General features: G+C 64.5%; 21 protein-coding genes. All 21 read right to left on the bottom strand.

Annotated elements, in window-relative coordinates:
- Window positions 1-24: 24 nt before the first annotated feature.
- On the bottom strand, window positions 25-507 hold the full coding sequence (locus ACQ4OD_RS06250) for a CinA family protein (RefSeq protein WP_139669613.1): 483 nt from the start codon (window positions 505-507) through the stop codon (window positions 25-27).
- Window positions 508-566: 59 nt separating this feature from the next.
- Complete coding sequence (locus ACQ4OD_RS06245; RefSeq protein WP_139669634.1) at window positions 567-1,028, bottom strand: lysis system i-spanin subunit Rz; 462 nt, start codon at window positions 1,026-1,028, stop codon at window positions 567-569.
- Between the two features lie 32 nt (window positions 1,029-1,060).
- Complete coding sequence (locus ACQ4OD_RS06240) at window positions 1,061-1,612, bottom strand: glycoside hydrolase family 19 protein (protein ID WP_139669611.1); 552 nt, start codon at window positions 1,610-1,612, stop codon at window positions 1,061-1,063.
- Window positions 1,599-1,808: a Com family DNA-binding transcriptional regulator gene (locus tag ACQ4OD_RS06235; protein WP_198754655.1), complete on the bottom strand. Its 210-nt coding sequence runs from the start codon at window positions 1,806-1,808 to the stop codon at window positions 1,599-1,601. The genes ACQ4OD_RS06240 and ACQ4OD_RS06235 overlap by 14 nt, the downstream gene beginning before the upstream one ends.
- A gap of 92 nt (window positions 1,809-1,900) precedes the next feature.
- Complete coding sequence (locus ACQ4OD_RS06230) at window positions 1,901-2,935, bottom strand: phage late control D family protein (protein WP_430944026.1); 1,035 nt, start codon at window positions 2,933-2,935, stop codon at window positions 1,901-1,903.
- A 90-nt stretch (window positions 2,936-3,025) separates the two neighbouring features.
- Window positions 3,026-3,232, bottom strand: a complete 207-nt coding sequence (locus ACQ4OD_RS06225) for a tail protein X (RefSeq protein WP_102681658.1) — start codon at window positions 3,230-3,232, stop codon at window positions 3,026-3,028.
- Window positions 3,207-4,052 (bottom strand): phage tail protein, encoded by an 846-nt coding sequence (locus ACQ4OD_RS06220; RefSeq protein WP_198754657.1) that lies wholly within the window; start codon window positions 4,050-4,052, stop codon window positions 3,207-3,209. The genes ACQ4OD_RS06225 and ACQ4OD_RS06220 overlap by 26 nt, the downstream gene beginning before the upstream one ends.
- 9 nt (window positions 4,053-4,061) lie before the next feature.
- Window positions 4,062-6,356, bottom strand: a complete 2,295-nt coding sequence (locus ACQ4OD_RS06215) for a hypothetical protein (RefSeq protein WP_430944025.1) — start codon at window positions 6,354-6,356, stop codon at window positions 4,062-4,064.
- A 125-nt stretch (window positions 6,357-6,481) separates the two neighbouring features.
- Window positions 6,482-6,784 (bottom strand): phage tail assembly protein, encoded by a 303-nt coding sequence (locus ACQ4OD_RS06210; RefSeq protein WP_046856793.1) that lies wholly within the window; start codon window positions 6,782-6,784, stop codon window positions 6,482-6,484.
- Window positions 6,785-6,796: 12 nt separating this feature from the next.
- Complete coding sequence (locus ACQ4OD_RS06205) at window positions 6,797-7,306, bottom strand: phage major tail tube protein (RefSeq protein WP_023628885.1); 510 nt, start codon at window positions 7,304-7,306, stop codon at window positions 6,797-6,799.
- Between the two features lie 13 nt (window positions 7,307-7,319).
- Window positions 7,320-8,486 (bottom strand): phage tail sheath subtilisin-like domain-containing protein, encoded by a 1,167-nt coding sequence (locus ACQ4OD_RS06200; RefSeq protein ID WP_430944024.1) that lies wholly within the window; start codon window positions 8,484-8,486, stop codon window positions 7,320-7,322.
- A 141-nt stretch (window positions 8,487-8,627) separates the two neighbouring features.
- On the bottom strand, window positions 8,628-9,494 hold the full coding sequence (locus ACQ4OD_RS06195) for a phage tail protein (RefSeq protein WP_214501115.1): 867 nt from the start codon (window positions 9,492-9,494) through the stop codon (window positions 8,628-8,630).
- Entirely contained in the window at window positions 9,481-9,927 is a 447-nt protein-coding gene (locus tag ACQ4OD_RS06190; protein ID WP_214501114.1) for a phage tail assembly chaperone, read from the bottom strand. The genes ACQ4OD_RS06195 and ACQ4OD_RS06190 overlap by 14 nt, the downstream gene beginning before the upstream one ends.
- A 12-nt stretch (window positions 9,928-9,939) precedes the next feature.
- Window positions 9,940-12,612: a phage tail protein gene (locus ACQ4OD_RS06185; RefSeq protein WP_430944023.1), complete on the bottom strand. Its 2,673-nt coding sequence runs from the start codon at window positions 12,610-12,612 to the stop codon at window positions 9,940-9,942.
- Window positions 12,605-13,216 (bottom strand): phage tail protein I, encoded by a 612-nt coding sequence (locus ACQ4OD_RS06180; protein WP_430944022.1) that lies wholly within the window; start codon window positions 13,214-13,216, stop codon window positions 12,605-12,607. The genes ACQ4OD_RS06185 and ACQ4OD_RS06180 overlap by 8 nt, the downstream gene beginning before the upstream one ends.
- A 1-nt stretch (window position 13,217) precedes the next feature.
- Window positions 13,218-14,099, bottom strand: a complete 882-nt coding sequence (locus tag ACQ4OD_RS06175) for a baseplate assembly protein (RefSeq protein WP_430944021.1) — start codon at window positions 14,097-14,099, stop codon at window positions 13,218-13,220.
- Window positions 14,096-14,422: a GPW/gp25 family protein gene (locus tag ACQ4OD_RS06170; RefSeq protein ID WP_198754663.1), complete on the bottom strand. Its 327-nt coding sequence runs from the start codon at window positions 14,420-14,422 to the stop codon at window positions 14,096-14,098. The genes ACQ4OD_RS06175 and ACQ4OD_RS06170 overlap by 4 nt, the downstream gene beginning before the upstream one ends.
- 177 nt (window positions 14,423-14,599) lie before the next feature.
- Entirely contained in the window at window positions 14,600-15,244 is a 645-nt protein-coding gene (locus ACQ4OD_RS06165) for a hypothetical protein (RefSeq protein WP_139669591.1), read from the bottom strand.
- A gap of 19 nt (window positions 15,245-15,263) precedes the next feature.
- Window positions 15,264-15,824 (bottom strand): phage baseplate assembly protein V, encoded by a 561-nt coding sequence (locus tag ACQ4OD_RS06160; RefSeq protein WP_139669590.1) that lies wholly within the window; start codon window positions 15,822-15,824, stop codon window positions 15,264-15,266.
- The gene (locus ACQ4OD_RS06155; RefSeq protein ID WP_139669588.1) at window positions 15,821-16,318 is read right to left on the bottom strand and encodes a hypothetical protein; all 498 of its coding nucleotides are present in this window, start codon (window positions 16,316-16,318) and stop codon (window positions 15,821-15,823) included. The genes ACQ4OD_RS06160 and ACQ4OD_RS06155 overlap by 4 nt, the downstream gene beginning before the upstream one ends.
- Window positions 16,319-16,488: 170 nt before the next feature.
- Window positions 16,489-16,833 (bottom strand): hypothetical protein, encoded by a 345-nt coding sequence (locus ACQ4OD_RS06150; RefSeq protein WP_139669586.1) that lies wholly within the window; start codon window positions 16,831-16,833, stop codon window positions 16,489-16,491.
- Window positions 16,834-16,839 lie beyond the last annotated feature (6 nt).

The following is a 16,839-nucleotide window of genomic DNA, read 5'->3' as shown; positions in this document are numbered from 1 at the left end:
TTCCGCAAACCCCCGTCGGGCGAATTACTCCGCACCAAGCTGTAACAAGCCGTCTAACGCGGCGATCACCGTCTGTCGGCGCACCGCTTCGCGGTCACCATCGAAGTGTCGGCGCTCGCTGCTCACGTGGTCGCCGTCGGCCCAGGCCAGCCACACCGTGCCCACCGGCTTGGCGGCTGAACCGCCGTCGGGGCCGGCCACGCCGCTGACCGCGACCGCAAAGCGCGCGCCGCTGGCGGCCTGGGCGCCGCGTACCATGGCCTCGACCACCTCCTGGCTGACCGCGCCCACCTCGGCGAACAACACCCCGGGTACACCAAGCTGGCGGGTTTTCTGGGCATTCGAGTAGGTGACGTAGCCGGCCTCGAACCAGGCCGAACTGCCGGGGATGCGGGTGATGGCCTCGGCGATGCCGCCGCCGGTGCAGGACTCAGCGGTGGTCACCTGGGCATTGAAGCGCCGCAGGTGTTCGCCCAGGCGGGTGGAGAGAATAGTGATCGGGTCCATGATGGGCTCCTGGCAAGACTGCGCCCTACCCTACCACTCCCGCCCCTTCTGGCAAGCGCTCAGGGGGCCAGGGCACGGATATAGGCCTGGCACGCCCGCAAGGCGATCAGTCCGCGGTCGCCGTCGTCGGTGATGGCGATAATTCGTCGAGCATGCGCCGGGTCAAGTCGGGCGCGTACGGAGCCATGATCCACCCTGGCGGCGCCGGTGGCGGCAGGCACTGGGGCACAGGCGGTGTCGCGCTCGACCAGGACCGACAGGCGCAGATCGGTAGTAGCAAGGCGGTCACGCAGGCGAGCCTGAGTGTGCTGGGCATCGGTCAACTCCTGGAAATGTTTGGTTTCGCTGTCGTGCAGGCGTTGTTCGAGGCCCTGGCGCTGCTCGCGCTCGGCCAGCAGCATGCCGTGCAGCGCCTCGGCCTGGTCCAGGCGCTGCTGCACCAGCGCTTGTTCCTGTGCGGCCAGCTGGCGACCAAGGCGCCAGCCCTGCGCCTGCCAGGCCACGGCAGCGGACAACACCATCAACCCAATGCACACCGCCAGTTGCAGGCGGCTCAGCACAGCAGCTCCCGCGCCCGCGCCCACAGTTCGAGGCGCTCGGACAAGCCGTTCAAGCCACCGTTGATATGCCGGGTGATGCGGTTGAACTCGCCCTGGTCGGCCAGGGCGTTGAGCCCACGCGAGTGCCAGAACCAGGCCGCCGATTCGCACGCCCAACGCGGCTGTTCGAGCATCTGCGGTTGCGCCAGCAGGCGCTCGTCACCGAACAATGCACGGCTGCAGGCCTGGTAGTTGTTACGCCCGGTCACCTGGATCAGGCCACGGCCGCAATAGCGCTGGCCGTCACCGTCGGCTTCGGGCGTGTTGCCCAGGCGCAGGGCCAGGGTGCCGGTGTCGTAGCGGGCCAGGTACTTGTCGTTGCCCAGCTCCTTCACATAGCGCAATTGACCCGACTCATGGCCGACCTGGGCCAGGAACGCGGCAACACGCTTGGGGTGGTCGATCTCCCAGTTGGCCATGGCCGTGTTCAGCACCGGCAGAAACGCGGCGACGCGTTGGCCGGCGAGCGGGTAGATCTGCTTGAGTTGCTGTTCAGTGAGCGGCATCGGCGCATTCTCCATTGCGATCGGATCTAACGGCGGCCAGTGCCGCCGGTGGCTCGCTCATGGGCGATGGCTCGAAGCGCGCGGCTTTCACATGATTCAAGGTACGGCAGCGGCCGCACTTGATCTGGAGCTCGGAAACCGGGGTGATGCGGGCCAGCAGCTTGCGGCACTGCCCACAGCGAAGGTCGATGAACATATGAGGGTGATCCTGAAGCGAATTGAGTAGCAAGAAGCGACTATAGGAAGCGCGTTTGCCCGCAGGCACCGGGAAACCGTCTCCACCCTGCCTCAGGCCTTGAGCGTCCCCGCCCGCCTGGGCGCGGAGCCCTTGGCCCTGGCCTTGCCCTGGCGCCCGCCATTGCATTGCACGGTGGTGCGCCAGCCACTGCTGGTGAACACCTGTTCGACCGACTCGACCAGGTAGAGACCATCGAGCCCGGCGAGGAAGCCCTGGACATCGATGGTGCGCTCGGCGAACAGGTCGGTGCGCCCGGGCATGTCCAGGCGCACGCTGGCGGTGTCGCGGTTGAAGCTGGCCAGGCGGGCACGGGCGGCCTGCTCCGCTGCGGCTCGGTTGGGGTAGAGGTGGCGGTCGGTGTACACCGGCTGCAGCCCGTCCGGAGCATTGCCATTGTCCAGTTCCACCGCCTGCAGGCACCCGCTGGCGCTGTCCTGGTGGCGGGTCCTGACGGCCTTGTGGGTGCTCTTGTCAGCCAGGCGGAACTGCCACTGGCTGACCTGGTTGCGTGTAATGCCCACCACGTCCAGAAGCTTGCCGCTGGCACTATGTCCGCCCTGGCGCGGCAGCACCAGCAGTTGCCCATTGGCGAGCTTGGCGGTGCAGTCGTGCTGGCGCGCCAGGCGGGTGACGAAGTTGAAGTCCGACTCGCTGTACTGGTCTACCCGCGGCACCTGCACGGCCACCGGGCACACCGCCTGCCATCCGTTGCGGGCGCCGATCTCGGCGACGATGCGCTGCAGCGTCGTGTTCTCCCAGCTGCCGCTGCGGATGGTCTTGCCGCTGCCGCGCAGGTCACTGGCCTTGCCGCGGATCACCAGGGTGTCTGGCGGGCCCGACAGCTCGACCTCATCGACGGTGTAGCGGCCCAGGCGGCTCAAAGGCTGGCCGGCGTAGCCCAGGTGCACCTCCAGCAACGCGCCCCTGGCTGGCAGCGCCACGTTGCCGTCGCGGGCATCGATGCGCAGTTCGAATTCGTCCGACTCGAGGCCAGGTTTATCGGTGGTGCGCAGCAGCAGCAGACGGTCGTTGATCAGGTTGGTGATGTCGTTGCCGTCGGCGGTGATACGGAATTGGGGTTGCATGGTTGAAGCTCCAAACCTGTAGTTTCGCGGCAGCGCCCGAGCTGGGCCATCGCGGGGCAAGCCCGCTCCCACAACAGAACGTGCATCCCGTCAGTCCCACAGTTGCAAGGTTTCGCTGGTCGTCATCGGCAGTTCCGGTAACAGGATCCTCACCCCGGCGCGAAACGGCTGCGCCTCGTCCGCCAGCCCTTGGTTGGCATCCAGCACGGCCTCGACCGTGCCGGTCAGGTGGCCGTAATAGTGCTGGCAGAGGGTGTCGAGCAGGTCGCCCTCAGACGTTGTGCAGGTCTTGGCCATAGCTCACGAACTCCAGTGAAAACCCTTGTTTGCGCGGAATGCCGCCGGCCAGCAGGACACTCTGCTCTTCCTCGATGCTGGTCAGGCACCAAGTGCCGAGCACCTCGCCGTAGCCAGTGGTCAACGACAGCGGCAGCAACTGGCGGCCAATGCTGCGCAGCGTCTGCAACTGGCCGAGGCCACCCTTGAAACCCGGGAAGATCGCCCCGCGGATGCTGATGGTCTCTTCACCCAGGCTCACAGCCTGCTGCGCGGTGTCGCGGCTTAGCCGCTCCTGGCCGGCCCAGCGGAAGCGGGTCTGCCGGCGCAACTGGTCGAAGGCAGCGGTATCGAGGTTGAAGTAGTACGGCGCTGAACCGGCCTTGAGTGGTTGCATCACCAACAGGTGGGGGAATGGCTTGACCGCTTCGGCGGCTGGCGTCGCCTCGGGCGCGAAGCCCAGCGTCGACAGCACGCCCTTGACGGTCGAACGCACCTCCCCCACCACACGGCGGATCGCTGCCCCGGCCTTGGCGGCATGGGCGGCGAAGCCGTCGATGCGATCACGCACCTGACGTACCACCGCCACCGCCTGGTCATACTTGGCTACCACCTTGGCGACCCTGACCTGGGCATTGTTGATCGCACGCATCGTGCGCTGGAGCTTGGCACCGATGACCGGACCAACCACCGGCAAACCTTCCAGTTCACCCACGGCGCCTTGTATATGGCCGATCGCGTCGTTCATCGGATCGAGCATGGCGTCGGCACGCCGACGCCCTGCCTCTCCCGCCTTGACCAGGGCGTGCAGCGTGGCTTGCAGCTGCTCCAGATAGGTCATGGATCCTCCTTAAAGTGCGATATGTGGGGTGTCGGCCAACTGCGCCGATCGGGCCTGGCGCATCAGCTCTTCCAGCTGACGACGGGCGATGGCCTCCAACTGTTGCAGCACGGAAGGGTCATCGAGGCTGTTGCTGAAGGTGACCGGCATGTTGGCGGTGAAGGTGAACTGCTGGTTGATTGGCGCGGGTGGTACCGCAGGCGTTGCCGTCGCTACCGGCGGCGCGGGTAGCGGCGGCTGTGCTGCAGGGCTATCCATTGCCCGTACGGCCTCCCCCAGGCTCGGCTTGGCGGCAGGCTCTTCCTTGCCCGAACCCAGCGCCTTGCCCAACCAGCCGCCAATGCTTTCACCTCCCATGCTGCCCAGCACGCCACCGATCAGGCCACCGATCGCGGTGCCAATCACCGGTACCACCGAGCCGATGGCAGCACCTGCCGCAGCACCGGCCAAACCGCCTCCCAGGCCGCCAGCGGCGGTGCCATAACCCTCGAGTTTCTGCTCGGGCGAGGCATCGCTGTTGTAGGTGTCGGCAAGTTGCAGGCCGGTATCGAGCAAGGCGGCACCTGGGATGCGCCTGAACACTCGCCTTGCCACCGAGGCGCTGGCATTGCCGGCCCCTGCCCTGCCCGTCAGGCCGGCGAACGCAGTACCGGCGAGCCCGACCGCGCTGGCTGGCGATGCAGTGGCTGGAGGACTGTCCGGGACAGCTTCCTGGGCCTCGAAGAAGGCTGCCTCGTCCTCACCTTCGTCGACCTCTTCTTCCTCCTCCTCTTCCTCCGGTTCCTCGACATCGTCACTGGCTTTAGGCATGCGAGTGACAGCAGCAGGAATCTTGGTCTTATCGGCAGGAGCATCGTTGGCGGCTGGCTTGTCGGAGAACAAGCCATGGAGCGTCTTGCCAGCCAGGCCGCCGAGACCTTCGCCGATCATCTCGCCGATCTCACCGCCGTACTTCTGGATCTGCTTGTTCTTGGTCACGCCTCCGAGCAGTTCCGCCCCAAGGCTCCCCAGCACACTCCCGAAAGCAGCACCCACCGCCTCGGCCTGGTCCTCGCTCTTGTCCTTGAGCATGGCCAGGCCAAGCTTGGTGGCGCCCTTGGCCGCCGCCTTGCCACCGTTCTCCCGCAGACCGCTAGTGATCTCGGTGCGTCGTTCGGGAGATTGCCCTTGGTAGGTCCGCGCGCCCCAGGCGGCAAACGCGGTACCACCCAGCGCACCTGCCGCGATCAATCCGCCCTTCATGATCTCCCGAGCACCATTGGCGGGGCCCTCGGAGGGGAGCTCTTGAGCTGCAGCAGCGCTCTCGAGTGCGGCGCTTCGGGCCTCTCCTCGCGGCGTGGCGGTACCCTCGGGCGCATCGACAGAACGTTGCGCTGAAGCATCAGCCGCAGCCTTGTCCGTGCCTGAGGCATCGTTGGCGGCGGGCGTATCGGAAAACCAGCCGAAAACCGTCTTGCCGATCAACCCACCGACGCCTTCGCCGATCATTTCGCCGATCTCACCGCCGTACTTCTGGATCTGCTTGTTCCTGGTCAGGCCGCCCAGGAGCTCCGCTCCCAGATTGCCGAGTACGCCTCCAAGGGCTGCACCTGCGGCCTCGGCCTTGTCCTCGCCCTTATCCTTGAGCATGGCCAAGCCAAGCTTGGTGACGCCCTTGGCCGCCGCCTTGCCACCGTTCTCCTTCAGGCCCTTGGTGATCTCGCTGCGTCTTTCCGGCGTTCGGCTTTGATAGTACGAACGTGCTCCCCAGGCAGCGCCAGCGGCGACACCGACAGTACCGGCACCTACCGCTCCAGCCTTGAGCACCGTCAAACCCGCATTCGCCGACTCCAGAGGCACACGCCCCTGCTCCGCACTGCGCGCCTCGGGCGGATCACCCCGGGCCGGCCGTGGCGCGGTGCTCGTCCCCTCCAGCAAGGCCGCCTTGCGCTGCGCCAACGTCGGAACTGCTGATTCCTTGGCGACGGCCGCACTCGAGGCCACCACCACCGAACGCAGTTCCAACGGTTTGCGTCCAAGTGACAGATACAGCCTGCGCAAGCGCTCGACCTCATTCCCCTCATGGCGCAATCGCTCGATCTGCGCCTCATGGGCTCCTGCCTGGTCGTTATCCAGCCGCCTTTCGGCCTGGTCCACCTTGTCCAGTTCGAGCCCCAGGCGGATGACCTCGCCGATCAACCGTCCGAGCCGGGTACCATCCGCTTGCCTGCGCAGGTGCTCGACCTGAATACGCAAGCGCTCGGCGGACCTGCCCAACGTCTGGTTGCTGGTGACGCCGAGGGTGAACACCTGTGTGTTCGCCATAGGTTCCTCCTTGTCACTCCGCCAGCCACCAGACCATGTCGCTGTACGACATGGTCATGATTTCGCTGGCGGAAAAGTTCAGCTCCTTGGCCAGCCGCCTGGCGGCCGCCTTCTGCCGGGCAGGGTCAAACCTCGTCGTCCTGCACCAGGCGAAAATAGCCGGTCTGCAGGCGGCTGTAGTCCTTCAGGGCAAGGCCTTCGAGGTCCTTGACGCCGACTTCGGCGAGCGAGGCGAACAGGTTCAGTTCGCGCTGCTCGTCGTCAACTGCGCCGCCAGCTTGGGCGTTGCGGATATCACGCACCGTCGGTGCACGCAGCGACAGGCTGTCGACCTGCACGCCATTGGCTTCGCTGGGGCGCGACAGGCGCACGGTCACACGCTCGGCGTTGACGGTCAGCCATTGCGGCAGTTTCTTCGCTTGAGCCATCGAACGTTCTCCTTAAAGACCCAGGGCGGCGCGCTGGGCGGCCAGTTGGTCGACACCGTCGATCACCCGCTTCATGCCCAGGGCGTCGATTTCGTAGACCAGGCGGCCATCGACTTCGAGCTTGTAGTAGGTGACGGCGACGCTGTGCTTGATCTCGGCCTTGTCGCCAGACTTCCAGTCGCCCATGTCGATCTCTTTCAGCGAACCGCGCAGGGTGACGATGACCGGGTTGATCTTGCCCTTGAGGCCCTTGAAGGCACCGCGGAAGGTGCCGTTGAAGGCGGTGCCGTCGGCCAGGCCGAAGAACTTCAGCGACTCGCGACGCACGCCGGTGGTGGTGAAGGCGGCTTCCTGTTTTTCCATGCCCTGGTCCATCTCGACCGGCATGTCCATGCCGCCGGGGCGGTGCTCTTCCATCTTCAGGGTGAGCTTGGGCAGGGTCAGGCTGGGCACGTCGCCCTGGAAGCTGACGCCATCGACGAACAGGTTCAGGTTGGCCAGTGTTTCGGGAATCATTGCCATGTGGATGCGCTCCTTAAGCGGCGGAATCGAGGACTTCGGTCAGCCACTGGTTGGTGACTTCGACGCGGAAATTGGGGTTTTCGGCAGGCGGCACATCGGTGAAGCGGATGTTCCAGTACACCTTGCCCTGCTCCAGCTGGCTGGCGGTGTTCAGCTCCGGATCGGCGAAGACCTCGAAGTTGATGATCGCGCCCTGGTTCTTCAGGTCGCGCATGAAGGCCTGCAGGCCCTCGGTGACGTCCTTGACGTAGGTGGCGGTGATGGAGCGGTCGACGGCCCACTTGTGGCCGTAGAGGATCGCGTCCATGACGATGTCCATGGTCCGCACGCGGGTGACGAAGGCCCATTTCGGGTCGCTCGACAGGGTGCGGTTGCCCCACAGGCGGAAGCCGTCGTCGCGGATGATGGTGGCGATGTTGGCGTTGTTCAGCAGGTTGGCGCGGCAGGTGTCGTCACCATCGAGGAACTCCACGGCGCGGGTGGTGCCGGTGATGCCGACGAACTCCTTGTTCGACGGCGAGGCCCAGAAGCCGTACTCGCGGTCGGTGTAGGAGAACAGGCCGGCAACCCAGGCCGAACCCGGCGCGTCTACGGTGGCCTCGGCGGCGTTGTCCCAGTAGCGCACGCCCGGGTCGACCAGGAAGGCGCGCTTGGCGCCGAAGTTCTTGGCGTAGGCGATGGCCGCTTCGTCGGTGCTGTTGGGGCCGTCGATGATGGCGATGGCGCGCAGTTTGTCGGCCAGGGCTACCAGGGCGGTACCGACGGCTTGGGTGGAGCTGTGCTTGGGGGTGACCAGCAGGCGCGGCTGGGCGTTGAAACGGCTCTTGCCGTCGAGCAGCGCTTGCAGGCCGGTGCGCTTGCCGTCGGCCAGCACGTTGCCGATGATCGCCGAGGTCTGCTCGGCGGCGTCTTCGAGCTTGGCCACACCGCAGGCGACGATAACCGCCTTGGCACGGCTGTAGATGGCGCGGCAGGCCTTGGTGATCGCCGCGTCCTGGCCGAACGCCGCGACCGCTTCGCGCTCGCTGGTGATCAGAATCAGGTCATTGGCCTTGGCGGTGATGCCCGGGCCTTCGGTGAAGGTGTCGACCAGGCCGATGATCGAGGACGACGGCAGTGCGATGCTGCGGGCGCCGGTGTCGACGTTGGTCACGGTGACGCCGTGGAAGAATCCACTCATGTAGGTTTACTCCAGAAAAAAAGAAAGCCCCGCGAGTGCGGGGCCAGGATGGGGGCCGGTCCTGAAAGCATTCAGGACCGGAGTAAAACGAAGTGAAGAAAGCGAAGACATTCAGCCTTGCCGAATACCTGCACACCCCCTTCAGATCAGCTTCAAACGTCCAGGGTAGGCAGTGCTGCGGGGTCTGACAGTACCCCAGTAGATTGCATTCGTTTCCGTCTGAGTGGCGCCGACGTAATAGATTGCGCCGGTGAAACCATCACCTTTGTCGACCCCGACCTCAGCCAGATTACCGATGCCCTGAACGGCAGGAGCACTGGCATTGTCACCAGTGATTTTTGTCCCCATGCGCCAACTGGCGGCAGTACGGCCAGGATCGACCCCCCGCCCCTCATCGAGCATACGAAGAAACTCGCCGCGAAAATCCGGAATACGGAACGTTGAACTGCCGTCACCACGAGTCCAGGCACCCTCCATGCCAGCACGCTGCGCTTCATCCACAAGCATTCCCGATTGCTGAGCGTGGTCCCATAACCAGGGCCAGTCACCACGCCCCAGCAGCCGAGCGTCGGGCCGCCCCCAGCCTCCTGGGTTGGGCGCTGTCGTGGTTTCAAACGCGATACGTCCCAGCGGCGTGTTATCGAACCGGTCAAGTAGCAACCAGCTACCAGCACCATCACTGCGCAAATGCCAGAAATCACCGCCACCCAGCACCATGCAGAAGGGATAGCCTTCAGGGCGAAGGTGGGTATGGAACTTGATTTTCTCGCCGCTGGCGGCGTAGACCAGCAATACATTGGCGCTATTGTCGACGCGCTGTACCCGCACATCCATGATGCGGTTGGCCTTGGGCAGGGTGATCATGGTCTGGCCTGCCGAGGCATCTACAAGCAGGAAACCTGCCTCATGGACGTCCAGCACTTTGTTGCCACGGATGACCGAGTTGTTGATGCCCTGGACCGAAAGCATATTGCTTTCGATCGAGGCCAAAACGTCACTGCGGCTCATACTGACCTCCTGTCGAGTCCAAGAATGCTGGAGCTTGCGGGCGATGCGCAGAATCCGGGAACAAGTCAGAACCAGGCCAGTCGCGCAAAGACTGTCGATAGCGAAGCAACGCCTCGAACTGCTTCTCCGTTTGAGTCGTGACCAATCCCAGGCTTTGCTCCTCGTTGTATCGGGCGACAAACCACTGGCTACTGACCATTTGCGAATCGCGCCAGCCGCGCTCGATGCGGGCTAGTTCTTCTCTGTTGGGAGCAGTCCTTTCGATCAGGATCGGCAAGCCGAGGTCATCATGGCTACGGATCTTGTCCAGATCAGGATTGGCAATGACGGCCTCATACAAGGCCTCGGTAATCGGCACTGCATCGTCGGGCATCTGCAAGTGGACACCGCTAAGATAGGTAGACCCCGTCGACTGGCTATAAAAACGCTTCATGCATGCTCCCTGTCAGTAGCCGATAGCAAAGTAGGGACAGGCCGACAGCGTAGGGTTGCCCCAACCGGTCGAGCCTTTGGTGAAAGACCCCTGGTTGAGGGCATTGAGGCCTGTGCTTCTCAAATCCCGGAATTGCCAGTAGGTACGGGTAGTACCATTGGCGGGTGTGTAGTCAGTGGCTGCAACCCAGACGCAGCGATTGGGGAAGGCAACCGGAAAACTGATATCGACAGATTCCGTAGTGTTTGCGCTTGAGCCGTACTGAATGATCAATCCACCAAGCCAGCTGGGGAAAATGATGTATCCGTTCGTGCCAAACGACATGGAAAAGCCCCAACGCAGTTTCTTTGGCGTAACCGCGACACTTTCTACGACACCTGCATTGACCTCTGCCTGGGTGGCAAGCTTGATGGTTCCCAAGTTGCTTTCGGTTGCCTGGCCAGCCAGTGGCGCTAAAGCTGCAACATTGATATTTCCCTGGTTAACCGGCGCATTCCAAGCCTTGATGCACCACATGACCGCCAGGTTGCGCGGGCGGCTCATGCCTAGCATCCATGTACCGCTACCCGGTGTAACTGGCGTCAAGGAGCCCGTGTTGACCACTGTCAAACCATTCCAGGTAGCGTCGGCAACCCCGTCGTAACCGTAATCATTAGCCGTCTGGCCAGCAGATGGCGCCAGGGCGGCAGCACCTTGGCCACTGGCGGGCATGTCCGCAATTGCCAGAGAGCCCTTTTGCCATTTGCCCAGATCCCGACCTGGGTCCACGTCTCGCCCATGATCCCAGCCACGCAGGAACTCGCCTCGCGTATCTGGCAATCGGAAGAAGCCTGCTGGCTCTGCGCCTTTGTTGTACGTGGTGCCTAGGTAGGCCGCCAGGTCCGGGTAGGTCGCCATGCTTTGAAGGCTGCCATCGAGCTCGAGGTAACCGGCTGGTACCTCGGCCTTTGGGAAGGGCAGGATCGCACCGACTGGTGTCGAAGAGCGCAACGCCGTCAGTTCGGCGACGAGGGCCGCGACGTCGATCTGTCCTTGGTTCACTGGCGCATTCCACGCTTTGAGGCACCACATCACAGCAAGGCTACGGGGACGGGTTTCAGTGCCACCCTTGGCCGCAGCTGGAGCGAACACACTAGATACGAGTGTCGCATTAAGTACGGAACTACCTATTGTCCTCGCGGTTGCGCCCAGGTTACCTGTTGCACTCCCAGCGACGTTTGCCTCAAATGGCATCTTTCCAGTGCCGGCGTCAGCCGAGATCACCGCATGCTGGTGATCGAGCAGAGAATCACCGGCCCAGCTACCAACTGCCCTGCCCGGATCGACCCCCCGTCCATGATCCCAGCCACGCAGGAACTCACCGCGGGTATCCGGTAAACGGAAGAACCCTTCCGGCTCGTTGCCTTTATTGAAAGCCCCGCCCAGGTACGCCGCCAAGTCCGGATAAACCGACGCACTCTGGGTGCTGCCATCGACTTCGAGGAAACCGGCTGGCACCGAGCCCCTCGGGAACGGCAGCATGGCGCCCACCGGTAACGCCGACGCCGTGTTCAACAGCGCCTGAGTCTCGGCCTTGGTGTAGCTGTTCGCGGCCTGGAACGAGCTAAAGGCCAGGATTTCCACGGCCTCGCCCAGGCTGCTGGGTGTCTTGAAGGTGATCTTCTGGCCGTCGGACAGGTAGTCGGTAACCTCGCGACCATTGCGCAGCACGATGGTGCTGCCGATGGTGTGCGCCAGGCTGAAGACGGTCTGGCCAACCGACGCCTCGAACGAGAAACGCTCGAACGCCTTGTTGGCACCGACGCCACCGCCAAGCTGGAAGTAGCTGCCGTCGTAGTTCAGGTCATACAGGGCGCCGGCACGGATATCGCCGCCCACCAGGTCGACCAGGCCAGTATTGCCGGACTTCTTCACTGCCACGGCGGTCAGCCCGTTGATACGTGCCGTCACGGCGCCGGTGTTGGTGGCACTGGCCTGGAACTGAAAGCGCTGACCAGCGGCGTAGGCCGCTAGGGCCGACTCGCCGCTCTTAAGCTTCAGCGTCAGGGCATCGGCGGTACCGGTGGCGACACCGAGCCAGGCCAGTGGCCCCACGTCCTTGGCCGCGTCTGCACGGCGCAGGTACTGCGGGTGCGGGTCGGCCGCCTCCAGGTGCGCCTTGAGCTGGTTGCGCGCATACAACTCTGCCGCTTCGCGGGCTTTGTCGACGTAATCGCGAGTGGCCAGAACGATACTCGGGTCGATCTTGAGCGTCACATTGGCGAGGTTGCCGAACACCACATGCATGCGAATGGTCTGGGTACGTCCGGAGCCTTGCGCCAACAGTGGTTTGTAGCTGGGGGCCGGCTTGGCCACGGCAATGAAGTTGCCGTTGGCGTCTTCAAGCGCCAGCTCGCGGATCCACCAGCCGCCGGTTTCCGGTGGCAGAACCAGTTCGGCCACCAGCACTCCAGGGTCGGCGGGCGATTGATACAGGGCATTGAGTTGTGCCCGATAGACCTGGCGCACCAGCGCGGTTTGGGTTGGTTTGGGCGTTGGGTCGGGGGTCTGCGAAGGCTCGCCGCCAGCATCACCGATCAACATGTGGGTGATGTTCCAGGGCAGCCCCAGCACGGCGGTGTTGGCCTGCTGGGCGATGCCCACGTTGGTCAGGAACCCACCGAATTGGGTGGTTGAGTTAGCCATTGAGGTAGATGTCCAGTATGTCCGAGGTGTGGTCGTTCACCAGGTTGTAAGCGCCCAGGTGTATGTCGATGTCCGATGCCTGCCAGGGAAGTACCTCCAGCAGTTCACCGTCGTAGAGCGCGACGGCCTGATAGGCGGGGATGTGGCTTTCGAGGCTGATGTCGAGCCCGACCAGGTGCCGGCTGACCGGCTTGGCGTCCTCGATCAGTCGGGTCAGCTCTTGGTAGGTCTGTTCGTCGATTCCGCTGTCCGCCACCCCGACCTTCAGCACAAAGGTCCCCGGTACTCCGGCCGGCTGGGCCTGCCACCATTCCTGCACCTCGATCAGGTAGCCGAACGGTTCGACCACCCGCCGCAGGGCGCCGAGGGTGCCCTTGTGGGCGTGGACGAAGAACGCCGAGCGGATCACCGAGCGCTTGATCGCCTCGCTCCAGCTGTCGTCCCAGCGGTCCACCGACCAGGCCCAGGCCAGCTGGTAGAGCAGGTGCGCCGGGCAGGTGTCGGGGTTGTAGAGGGTGCGCAAGGCGGCCTTGAGGTCTTCGTCGGCGGCCACCTCGATGGCCCGCTCCAGTGGCGTGCGGTTGAGCGGCAGAAGACTCTGCATGTCAGCCACCCCGCCGCAGTTCGATGTCCGTGCACCAGGCGGCCTGGGCCTTGCTCGGGCGGATATCGCTCCAACCGACCAGCTCGACGCGGCTCACGCCGTCGATATGCAGTTGCGCGTCGATCCCCGAACGGGCGACCTCGACGCCCAGGCGTCGGCGCGGGTTGACCCAAGCCTGGAGACGGCGTCGGCACTCGCTGAGGATCGCTTCGAACTCCGGGCCGTTATCGGCCATGTGCAGCACCGCCTCGACGCGGTATGGCAACACCTCGGCGCTGCGCACATTGACCCGGTCGGCGACCGGGCGGATATCGTCGTCGTTGAGGTAGGCGTTGACCTGCGCCAGCAGCTCTGGGCTGGCCACGCCGTCGCTGTCCAGGCTCAGCACAGTGACATCCACCACCGCCGGCGACGGGCTTTCGGCGGTCGCGTCGGCGACCCGCCCCGAAGCGTTGCGGGCATGGAGGATGTAGCTGTTGCGCGGGCCGGCGGTGGTCAGGCCTTCGTAGACCAGCTGCACCCGTTCGCGCAGGGCGTCGTCGGATTCGAGCAAGGCCTCGGTCGGTGGGATCGCGCTCGGGTTCGCGACCTGGATCACCAGGCGCTGCAGGTTGACGTTGGCCGCCAGTTGGTCAAGGTCGCTGCCTTGGGCGTAGGCCAGCAGCAGCGCCTTGGCCGCGTCGTTGATACGCGCCCGGTTGAGCAGCTTGCGGTAGGCGCCCACCTCGAGCAGCTTGGTCACCGGGTCGCTTTCCAGGTTGGCGGTCCAGCCTTCACCCATCTGGGTGCGGAAGCTGGTCAGGTCTTCCTGGTAGAGCACCTCGAAATCAAGGTCTTCGAGCAGTTGCGGCGCGGGTAGTTTCGACAGGTCGACCTGGCTCATACGGTCACCTCCACCAGGGCGTCATCGCCCAGATAACGGCCGCTCAGGGCCAGGCTGACCTGGCCGTCGAGCATGGCCACCACCTTGACCCGGTCGAGCTTCAGGCGCGGTTCCCAGCGCCCCAGGGCGCGGGCTACCTCGGCCTGCACCGCGCTCTTCCAGCCCTCGTTGACCGGCAGGTCGATGTAGCGGCGCAGCTGGCTGCCGTAGTCAGGGCGCATGCGACGGCTACCTAATGGTGTGGTGAGGATGTCTTCGATGGATTGACGCAGGTGGGCCACGCCCGACAGGGGTTGGCCGGTGCGGCGATCCATGCCGATCATGACGCACCGTCGGTCACGGGCATGGCCCGTGGAAAGGTAGGCATAGTGTTCTCCTTGATGAGAAGGCCAGTTGCGGCCTTGGGCTGCCCAGAAACCACACGGCCTTCGCGCAACAGCTACCGGATAGCAGAGTCTGGTGCGCGGGCGGCGCATTGACCGCATGTCCGCCCGCGGGGGTCAGTTGGTAATCAGCAGATCCAGGCTGGTGGCGTCACATGCATTGCTGACCTTCCTGTCGATCACCAGGTAGAGCATCGAGGTGGTGGACACCTCGATTTCGCTTGCCTTGATGACAGCACTGCCGCCGTTGGCCAGATTGCCCGACTGCAACACGCTATCCCCGAGGTTGAGTGACCATGTGATGCCATCGCCACATGCGTTGTGCAGGTCGTTCACACGGCCAAGCACGTTGATCTTGCCGGCGATCGGGCTGGCCCAGCGCACGATGCTCTGGCTTTCGGCTCCCGGATGGGTCGCCACCTCGCCTTGCTTGAAGACGAAACTGCCACCAGAGCCTGTGAACGTGAAACTCTTCTTGATAACACTCACGTAGGCACCCGTTGCATCGTCCCGCCAGCAGGTGACGTTGGCGCCGCTGCAGGAATCTGCAACGAAGGTCGGCATCGGGGTGTAGTTGGCCGCGGCATTGACGGCGGTCTTGTTCTGCATGAACGACCAGGGCGAATCGGGTGCGGCATTCTGCGTCGCGATGTACATGTCCCGGGCCAGGTTCCACGACTGGGCAGTTGCCGCCCAGGCACCGGGGGCCATGACGCTACACAGCAGGGTGAGCGCGACTAGAGTGGGTTTGAATTTTTTCATGGTCTGATCAGATCCTTGTTCAGTGCTTGTGATTGGCGGTGTTGCCGGCCGTATCGATGATCCGGCTACCGCCATTGATATCGCCGCTGACCGTCAGCGGGCCGTTGATGGAGACGTTGCCGGAGAGGGTGATCGACGCGGCTTCGAGGGTGATGAGGTTGTCGCTGACCACCAGGGTGCTGGCGCCGACCTGGACCGTGACCTGGCCGCTCGGCAGCTGGATGTCATAGCGTTTGGCCAGCCAGTCGTAGGCCAGCGAGCCGCCGTCGTCGAAGCGCCAGACCTCGACATGGTCGCGGTTGTCCGGCGCCGTCCCGGCATTGCCGTATAACCCCGGGACGAAGGTGCCCTGGGCCGGTTCGCCGCTGGGGCTGATCAGCACACCCTGCTCGTCCAGGCTCGGTACCCGCCAGTGACGGGCCTTGCCGGCAGCCTGGGCATGCCAGCGCACCCAGGCACTGGTCCAGCCGCCGCCATCGGACACCCGCACTCGGGCTGCGACCAGGTCGACCGCGACCACCCGGCACGGAATCACCAGGCTGGCCAGCATGCGATCGTGCATGGCACTGGCGTAGCTCATGCCAGATCCTCCGGGGCCAGGTACTTGTGCTCGTTGCCGGGACCGGTGTCGGGGTACACGCCTAGCACCAAGCTGCCAGCGGGCTGGTCGGGCCAGGGCCAGCTCGGTTCGCCCAACAGCACCGGCTGCTGCCATTGCACGGCCCAGCTGCCGTCCTGATACTGCGCCCGCACGTCACGGGCGGCTTCGACGAAGTCCAGCCCCCATACCTGCTGACGCAGCAGGTCCATCAGTTGCGCGGCCAACTCGCTGCCCTGCAGGCGGCTATCCGCGCTGCCAGGGCTGGCTGCGATGTCGGCCTCGAAGGTAACTACCAACACCGAGCGGCCATCGCGCGGCGCGGTGTCGGCGATCATGCTGACAATGCCATGGCGCAAGGCCGGCAGCGCCGGTTGGCCAGCGCCCTGCGTATGCGCGGCGACCGTTGCCAGGCCAGGCATCGCCTCGCGAAGGGTCGCCGTCATGGTTGCTTGCAGAATCGACAGCTCGCTCATGCTCGCTCCTTGTCTCGTTGCGGGCCCAAGATGGATGCGGCCAAGGTCGACCGGCGTCGAAACGGCAGCACGGTCGGATCGTGGGTGGCGCTGGCGCGGGGCCAGGCCATAGCGTTTGCGCGGGCAAAAAAATACCGCCGGGTGGCGGTCGGTCGTCGAGCTCATCGGCACTATTGCGGGCGCCGCGGACGGTATTGGCGGCCAGGGAAACCCTCGGCCCCGTCCTTCCAGGCCCGCAGGGCGACCCGATAACCCCGCCAGTCGGCAACCGTAGTGCCGGGCATCGCGGCCGGGTCGTCATCGTCGAGCATCAGGATCTGTTCCGCTGCCTCTCGTAGTTGCGCGGCGACCCACAACCCCTCCTCGCCCTTGCTGACGGTCAGCGCCTGCTGGTCGATGAACTCCTGATACTCGCTGTCACTGATCGCGACCAGCCCGGGTTGCAGGTACTGGTCCACGGTTTCCTCGTTGTACGCATGGATCTGGCCGCTGTCGGGGTCTTTGTAGAACAACATGCTGGC

Source organism: Pseudomonas sp. WC1 (genome assembly GCF_050586565.1).
GTDB lineage: Bacteria > Pseudomonadota > Gammaproteobacteria > Pseudomonadales > Pseudomonadaceae > Aquipseudomonas.
Note: the sequence above shows the minus strand (reverse complement) of the source record. Positions and strands in the feature narration are given on the sequence as shown.

Excerpts from the sequence above, each read along its gene's own strand:
- ACQ4OD_RS06250 (WP_139669613.1), bottom strand. The coding sequence starts at position 507 with ATGGACCCGATCACTATTCTCTCCACCCGCCTGGGCGAACACCTGCGG.
- ACQ4OD_RS06245 (WP_139669634.1), bottom strand. The coding sequence starts at position 1,028 with ATGGTGTTGTCCGCTGCCGTGGCCTGGCAGGCGCAGGGCTGGCGCCTT.
- ACQ4OD_RS06240 (WP_139669611.1), bottom strand. The coding sequence starts at position 1,612 with ATGCCGCTCACTGAACAGCAACTCAAGCAGATCTACCCGCTCGCCGGC.
- ACQ4OD_RS06235 (WP_198754655.1), bottom strand. The coding sequence starts at position 1,808 with ATGTTCATCGACCTTCGCTGTGGGCAGTGCCGCAAGCTGCTGGCCCGC.
- ACQ4OD_RS06230 (WP_430944026.1), bottom strand. The coding sequence starts at position 2,935 with ATGCAACCCCAATTCCGTATCACCGCCGACGGCAACGACATCACCAAC.
- ACQ4OD_RS06225 (WP_102681658.1), bottom strand. The coding sequence starts at position 3,232 with ATGGCCAAGACCTGCACAACGTCTGAGGGCGACCTGCTCGACACCCTC.
- ACQ4OD_RS06220 (WP_198754657.1), bottom strand. The coding sequence starts at position 4,052 with ATGACCTATCTGGAGCAGCTGCAAGCCACGCTGCACGCCCTGGTCAAG.
- ACQ4OD_RS06215 (WP_430944025.1), bottom strand. The coding sequence starts at position 6,356 with ATGGCGAACACACAGGTGTTCACCCTCGGCGTCACCAGCAACCAGACG.
- ACQ4OD_RS06210 (WP_046856793.1), bottom strand. The coding sequence starts at position 6,784 with ATGGCTCAAGCGAAGAAACTGCCGCAATGGCTGACCGTCAACGCCGAG.
- ACQ4OD_RS06205 (WP_023628885.1), bottom strand. The coding sequence starts at position 7,306 with ATGGCAATGATTCCCGAAACACTGGCCAACCTGAACCTGTTCGTCGAT.
- ACQ4OD_RS06200 (WP_430944024.1), bottom strand. The coding sequence starts at position 8,486 with ATGAGTGGATTCTTCCACGGCGTCACCGTGACCAACGTCGACACCGGC.
- ACQ4OD_RS06195 (WP_214501115.1), bottom strand. The coding sequence starts at position 9,494 with ATGAGCCGCAGTGACGTTTTGGCCTCGATCGAAAGCAATATGCTTTCG.
- ACQ4OD_RS06190 (WP_214501114.1), bottom strand. The coding sequence starts at position 9,927 with ATGAAGCGTTTTTATAGCCAGTCGACGGGGTCTACCTATCTTAGCGGT.
- ACQ4OD_RS06185 (WP_430944023.1), bottom strand. The coding sequence starts at position 12,612 with ATGGCTAACTCAACCACCCAATTCGGTGGGTTCCTGACCAACGTGGGC.
- ACQ4OD_RS06180 (WP_430944022.1), bottom strand. The coding sequence starts at position 13,216 with ATGCAGAGTCTTCTGCCGCTCAACCGCACGCCACTGGAGCGGGCCATC.
- ACQ4OD_RS06175 (WP_430944021.1), bottom strand. The coding sequence starts at position 14,099 with ATGAGCCAGGTCGACCTGTCGAAACTACCCGCGCCGCAACTGCTCGAA.
- ACQ4OD_RS06170 (WP_198754663.1), bottom strand. The coding sequence starts at position 14,422 with ATGATCGGCATGGATCGCCGCACCGGCCAACCCCTGTCGGGCGTGGCC.
- ACQ4OD_RS06165 (WP_139669591.1), bottom strand. The coding sequence starts at position 15,244 with ATGAAAAAATTCAAACCCACTCTAGTCGCGCTCACCCTGCTGTGTAGC.
- ACQ4OD_RS06160 (WP_139669590.1), bottom strand. The coding sequence starts at position 15,824 with ATGAGCTACGCCAGTGCCATGCACGATCGCATGCTGGCCAGCCTGGTG.
- ACQ4OD_RS06155 (WP_139669588.1), bottom strand. The coding sequence starts at position 16,318 with ATGAGCGAGCTGTCGATTCTGCAAGCAACCATGACGGCGACCCTTCGC.
- ACQ4OD_RS06150 (WP_139669586.1), bottom strand. The coding sequence starts at position 16,833 with ATGTTGTTCTACAAAGACCCCGACAGCGGCCAGATCCATGCGTACAAC.